The organism is Photorhabdus viridis (assembly GCF_040256935.1).
Lineage (GTDB): Bacteria > Pseudomonadota > Gammaproteobacteria > Enterobacterales > Enterobacteriaceae > Photorhabdus > Photorhabdus viridis.
This window is the reverse complement of the sequence record NZ_JBEJZY010000097.1, coordinates 1-4662: the sequence shown is the minus strand read 5'-3', so window position 1 is coordinate 4662 and position 4662 is coordinate 1. Positions and strand designations below refer to the sequence as shown.

Here is a 4662-nt window from a genome sequence, read left to right as displayed (position 1 = left end):
TGACCCTCTGAAGTGTTCATGCCCGTTGTCCCGCAGGATACCCGCCGCCATTAACCGGACCCGGATAGCGGAACCGGCCTTGTATTTACTGGCGGGCAGCCGGTAACCCAGAGTGCGGTTGGCAAAGCCCGGTTTAAAACAGGCGACTAATTCCGGGTGATTTAACCGGCGTTTTTCCAGATAAGCCAGGGCTTCGGGGGCGTTCAGCAACGTGTGGTGGTAGAACTCAACCACCCGGTTGAGCAGCGCCTGCCGTCCGGCTTCATCTTCGGCCAGCACGGCGGGTTCATCCGGCTGGACCAGCGGGGCCATTGCCGGATTTTCGCCCAGTTCCCCGCGCAGGCGTTCCACGGCATGGCGCAGGCTTAAGCCTTCGGTTTTCATCACCCAGTCCAGTACTGAGCCGCCGGCATCACAGCCAAAACAGTGATAGAGATTTTTTGCCGGTGAGATAACCATTGACGGGGTTTTCTCCTGATGGAACGGGCACAGCAGCACGTAATCTTTGCCGCGTTTAAAGAACTGTCGCCCCTGTTGCTCCACCACGGCGACTAAGGAGACGGCGGCTTTCAGGTGCTGTAATTCTGCTTCCGGGATGCGTGCCATAAAACGACCTCCTAAAAAATGCGTCAAGACTCCATTGCTCTTTTATTTAGTATCTATTAAGATACCAATATAAAGCAAGCATTTTTTGGAGGGTAGAATGACGGCAAATTTCTCTGACTGGTTTAATTCGATGAGCATTGCTAACCGACTCGTTGCCCTCCGTAAGCAAAAGGGCCTCTCACAGCAAGCATTGGCGGATGCCATTGGTATCCATGTGACTCAGGTCAAACGCTACGAAGGTGGGATTTCGTTACCTTCTCTGGAGGCAATTAAGAAGATCGCACAGACATTGCGGGTCACGACTGATTCACTGATATTTGAAGAAGATGAGCTACTACCTGATGCCGACTTGGCTCTACAGTTTCAGGCTATTAACAACATGCAGCCGGAGCAGCGAGAGGTGATTAGGGAGTTATTGGAAGGAATGATCATCAAGTACGAGGCTGAACGCTGGTCTTCTAAGATGAAGTGAGGGCAATAACGCAACGTATTCGGGCGGGCACCCAAATACGTTGCTCACCACAAGCAACTAAAAGAGGTAGTTACTATGGCTAAGGCGCATTCTAAAGCAGAAGCGGCAGTAAATAAAGCCGTGAAAACAGAACGTTATTACACGGTGGGTTATGTGCCGAACGGGCATAAGGTCAAGAATGCCACACCAGCGATACATCTTAAAGGACAGTGGCTGAGACAGGCAGGATTTGATACTGGCGGCCAGATTACCGTGAAGGTGATGGATGGCTGTCTGGTGCTGATCCCTGACAGTGAAGACACGCAACAACAGCATCAGCAGTACCAGCGGCAACAGGCCCAACTGCAAGAGATCAAGCAGCAGATGCAGGCGCTGATAACTGGTTTTGTGGGTTAAGAGGAGAGCATGAGATGACGATAGCGATTGAACATTTACAGGATATTCAGTTAACTCACATTGAAGCACTGGCCCTGGCCCAACTGGTTAAGCGGCTGTGCTGGGCGGAGATACGCGCCTGTGCCGTGAATGACGAGGAAGCGTATCAGATCAAAGATGCGATCGGTAAGCTCCAATATGCTCTGGCATACAGTGGATATTCGCCACGGTAGATCATAAGAAAGCCGGAAGATCCCCATGATCTTCCGGCTTTTTGTTATTTATTGGAATGATCAACAATAAATTAAAATGTTAATCCCATCTTTCATCTAGATAAGGCGTTATATCTCTAATTGTTAGAAATTGAGCAATACAGTTGAAGTAAAAATTATTATGAAAAATACTCATATGTATTTTGTTATCTATATATTCGATAGTTGGAGTGCACTCAAAACCAAGGCTAATTCCTTTGCATTCAAAATGAATAATATCACCAAGTTCTAACAAAATACTCAGTGCATTAAATTCACTTTTATTCCACTTATCAGGGAATGTTGTTGGGATGTTTTTACTATGAAGACCAAGTCTAAGTGAAGAATGCGCATAAAACGAAATAATCTCGACTTCAACATGTTCAATAGACAATTCATTGTTAAACATATGTTTAATTTTTTCTTTATATATGGCATTTTCAAACCACATAATGAGTTTCCTTAAAATTCATAATGCTCAGACGTACCCGGAACCTTACCATTTCTTGAACCGGCTCCTGTTTTTGGATCAAGTGGCCTTATATTAAAATGTGGACCTTGGTTGCCAGGTGTTCCTGGTGGACCATATATATGCCCGGCTGAGTGTTCTTGTATTACAATTTTAGGGCCGTCTGGGCGAGTAAAATGATATTCTCGGGTTTCAATTGGCTTATGATTAGAATCCAAAATTCTTCGGCTATTCATGTCTGTTAGTGGAATTTTATCGACTTTATCCGGGTGCTGATTCATTGGTATTCCCGCATCTCTTTTTGTTGCTCCAAGCGCTGTTTTTCTGGAATTAAATTGGGCATTACACCCAGTAAGACCAGCTCAGTGACATTAAGCAGCGGATGCGGGAACTGATTGGTGAGTACAAGCATAAGAGCAGAAATTGAGCGGCTATAGTCATCACTGGCCTATAACAGATATTCGCTAGGCCAGAAAAAGGTAGACTGGAAAATCTCTATGATTTTCCAGTCTTTTATACTTATTTTTTCTTATTGGTAATGGCGATTATTTTTTTCTTAATAGTATTATCATGTTCATACTGAGTTAAGAAAAATAATCCATCATTTCTTTTATAAAAATAATTTTCATAAAGCCATAATATTATGGACTTTTTTTGATACAATCCTGCTTCTGACATTAAATAATCTTGAGCATTAATCTCATCAATACATTGCAATGCATTAGGCTCATTATCTATAAAACCATTAAAATAAACCAAATAATAATTAGAAATTAAATCACTTATTGTAGAATTCTTTTTCTTAGAATAATACTTCCAGTGATTTACAAATAACCCTCCAATTTTATACGCTAATCCATATTTATAATATAATTCATAAACAGAAAAATGAATTTGGCAAAAATAACCCATCGTGCTTAATACTCTATAATCGCAAGAATACTTCCTATAAAACTCCACTATATCAATAGCTAACAAGATAAAATCTTGGCCTTTATAGTATCCATTCTGTACGGCAGTAGAAACAAAGCAAACTAACTTTTGTTCCAATTCTAGATTTTTTAGATCAGATGGAATACGTCTAAACAAACAAATCAACTTTCTTAATTGAAATGACAGCTCAGGATTATCCTGAGCATTGAGTGAAATTTTTTTGTCTGCCAGAAAATTTAATTGCTCTGTAAACATTATGGACACCTTTGATTATTTTTAATTCCTGAATACCATTTGCCAATCCTTTTACCTATCTGAGAGAAACGAGATTTGTTTGCTTCAAATACAGTCTTCGCTTTTGGAGGAAGAGGCTTAGATTCTTTAAGTGGTTGACCACTAGGGAAGACTCTATACTCATACTTATCAGAACCAACAGTTACATGATAATGAATCGGGGCATGTTCTTTCGGAGTGCCTATGCCTGCACCAAGGTTTCCATAGTTATGCCATACACGCACACCGTTCTCATTGTAGATTATTTTATCTGGTAATTGAGCTGGTGTTTTATTTAATCCCCAAGGGTCAATCCAAGTCATCGGATTGGGGGCATACTGATACAGGTTCAATCCGCCCGCTAACCCTATAGGGTCAGGGCTGAGGTAACAACAGCCTTCCGGCAAATAATACCTGAACCGATTAGAGAATAAACCACTTTCCTCATCAAAAAGTTGCCCGGCAAATCGCAGGCCCGGATCCAGCTGCGGGTTCTCATCCTGCTCCGCCAGACGCCGCCCGTACAGCGACTGTTTCGGCTGCCGCCACACCCGTTTCCCGGCCGGGTCGAACAATGCCAGCGGCTCACCCGTCGGCGCACTCACCGCATACTGGGTCTGGATGTCCCCCACCACGAGCTCCACCCGGTTGTCCAGATTGAGGGTAAACTGCTGCGTCTGCTGGGCCATCAGTTCCCAGCCGTTAAACACCAGATGGCGGATGATTTTCAGCCGGCCATGCTGGTATTCGCGGATTTCCGCCGGCACATCCCCATCCCACAGATACGTGGTCAGCTTACCGGTCTGGATACAGCGTTTTTCAGTGCGCCGCCCGAAAGCATCATAGCGATATTCCCACCGGTGGCCGTCCGGGGTGAGGAGGCCGGTCAGCTGGTTCTGGCTGTTCCAGCGGTATTTGGTCACCGCCAGCCGGTAACCTTCGGCTAAGAACTGTTTCTCTTTCATGCGACCGGCCAGGTCGTAAACAAACCGGTGCGAGCCCACCCAGTTCAGGCGGTGCCCCGCCTGGTAGAGGGTTTCCCCCATAATCTCCTGCACCCCGTCAAACCGTCGGGACGGGTAACCGGTGACATCATACTGATAATGCTCGCGCAGGTTCCTTTCATCACTCACCGAGACCACCTGGCCGTTGCCGTTGAGGATATAGTGCAGCCGCTGCGCATCGTCACGGGCCGCCGTCAGGTTCAGGGCCGCATCGTATGTATACTGTCTGGCCAGACTGGCATAGGCGGGGTCGGTAATCTCCGCCAGGTCAGCCGGCCG

General features: G+C 45.5%; 8 protein-coding genes. 3 read left to right on the top strand and 5 right to left on the bottom strand.

Annotated features, from left to right (window positions below; genetic code table 11):
* Positions 1–606 (bottom strand): CHC2 zinc finger domain-containing protein (locus ABR397_RS21895; RefSeq protein WP_350307558.1); only part of this gene is annotated, 606 nt, incomplete at its 3' end.
* Between the two features lie 130 nt (positions 607–736).
* Here ABR397_RS21895 and ABR397_RS21890 point away from each other — a divergent pair.
* The 3 genes from ABR397_RS21890 (at position 737) to ABR397_RS21880 (ending at position 1686) form a co-directional block, all read left to right on the top strand.
* A complete protein-coding gene (locus ABR397_RS21890) occupies positions 737–1078 on the top strand; it encodes a helix-turn-helix domain-containing protein (protein ID WP_315903533.1) in 342 nt (113 codons plus the stop codon).
* A 75-nt stretch (positions 1079–1153) separates the two neighbouring features.
* Positions 1154–1474, top strand: a complete 321-nt coding sequence (locus ABR397_RS21885) for a SymE family type I addiction module toxin (RefSeq protein ID WP_350307557.1) — start codon at positions 1154–1156, stop codon at positions 1472–1474.
* A 14-nt stretch (positions 1475–1488) separates the two neighbouring features.
* Complete coding sequence (locus ABR397_RS21880) at positions 1489–1686, top strand: DUF7706 family protein (RefSeq protein ID WP_214086576.1); 198 nt, start codon at positions 1489–1491, stop codon at positions 1684–1686.
* A gap of 79 nt (positions 1687–1765) precedes the next feature.
* On the opposite strand, the gene ABR397_RS21875 is transcribed toward ABR397_RS21880, so the two are convergent.
* From ABR397_RS21875 to ABR397_RS21860, 4 genes are all read right to left on the bottom strand, one after another.
* Positions 1766–2155, bottom strand: coding sequence for an Imm50 family immunity protein (locus ABR397_RS21875; RefSeq protein WP_350307556.1), 390 nt, complete (start codon positions 2153–2155; stop codon positions 1766–1768).
* Between the two features lie 11 nt (positions 2156–2166).
* Positions 2167–2454 carry an HNH/endonuclease VII fold putative polymorphic toxin gene (locus tag ABR397_RS21870; protein ID WP_350307555.1) on the bottom strand — a complete coding sequence of 96 codons (288 nt, stop codon included), beginning with the start codon at positions 2452–2454 and terminating at the stop codon, positions 2167–2169.
* Positions 2455–2692: 238 nt separating this feature from the next.
* Complete coding sequence (locus ABR397_RS21865; protein WP_350307554.1) at positions 2693–3361, bottom strand: hypothetical protein; 669 nt, start codon at positions 3359–3361, stop codon at positions 2693–2695.
* Positions 3361–4662, bottom strand: a 1302-nt coding sequence (locus ABR397_RS21860; RefSeq protein WP_350307553.1) for an RHS repeat domain-containing protein, incomplete at its 5' end; no start/stop codon positions are given. The genes ABR397_RS21860 and ABR397_RS21865, both read right to left, overlap by 1 nt.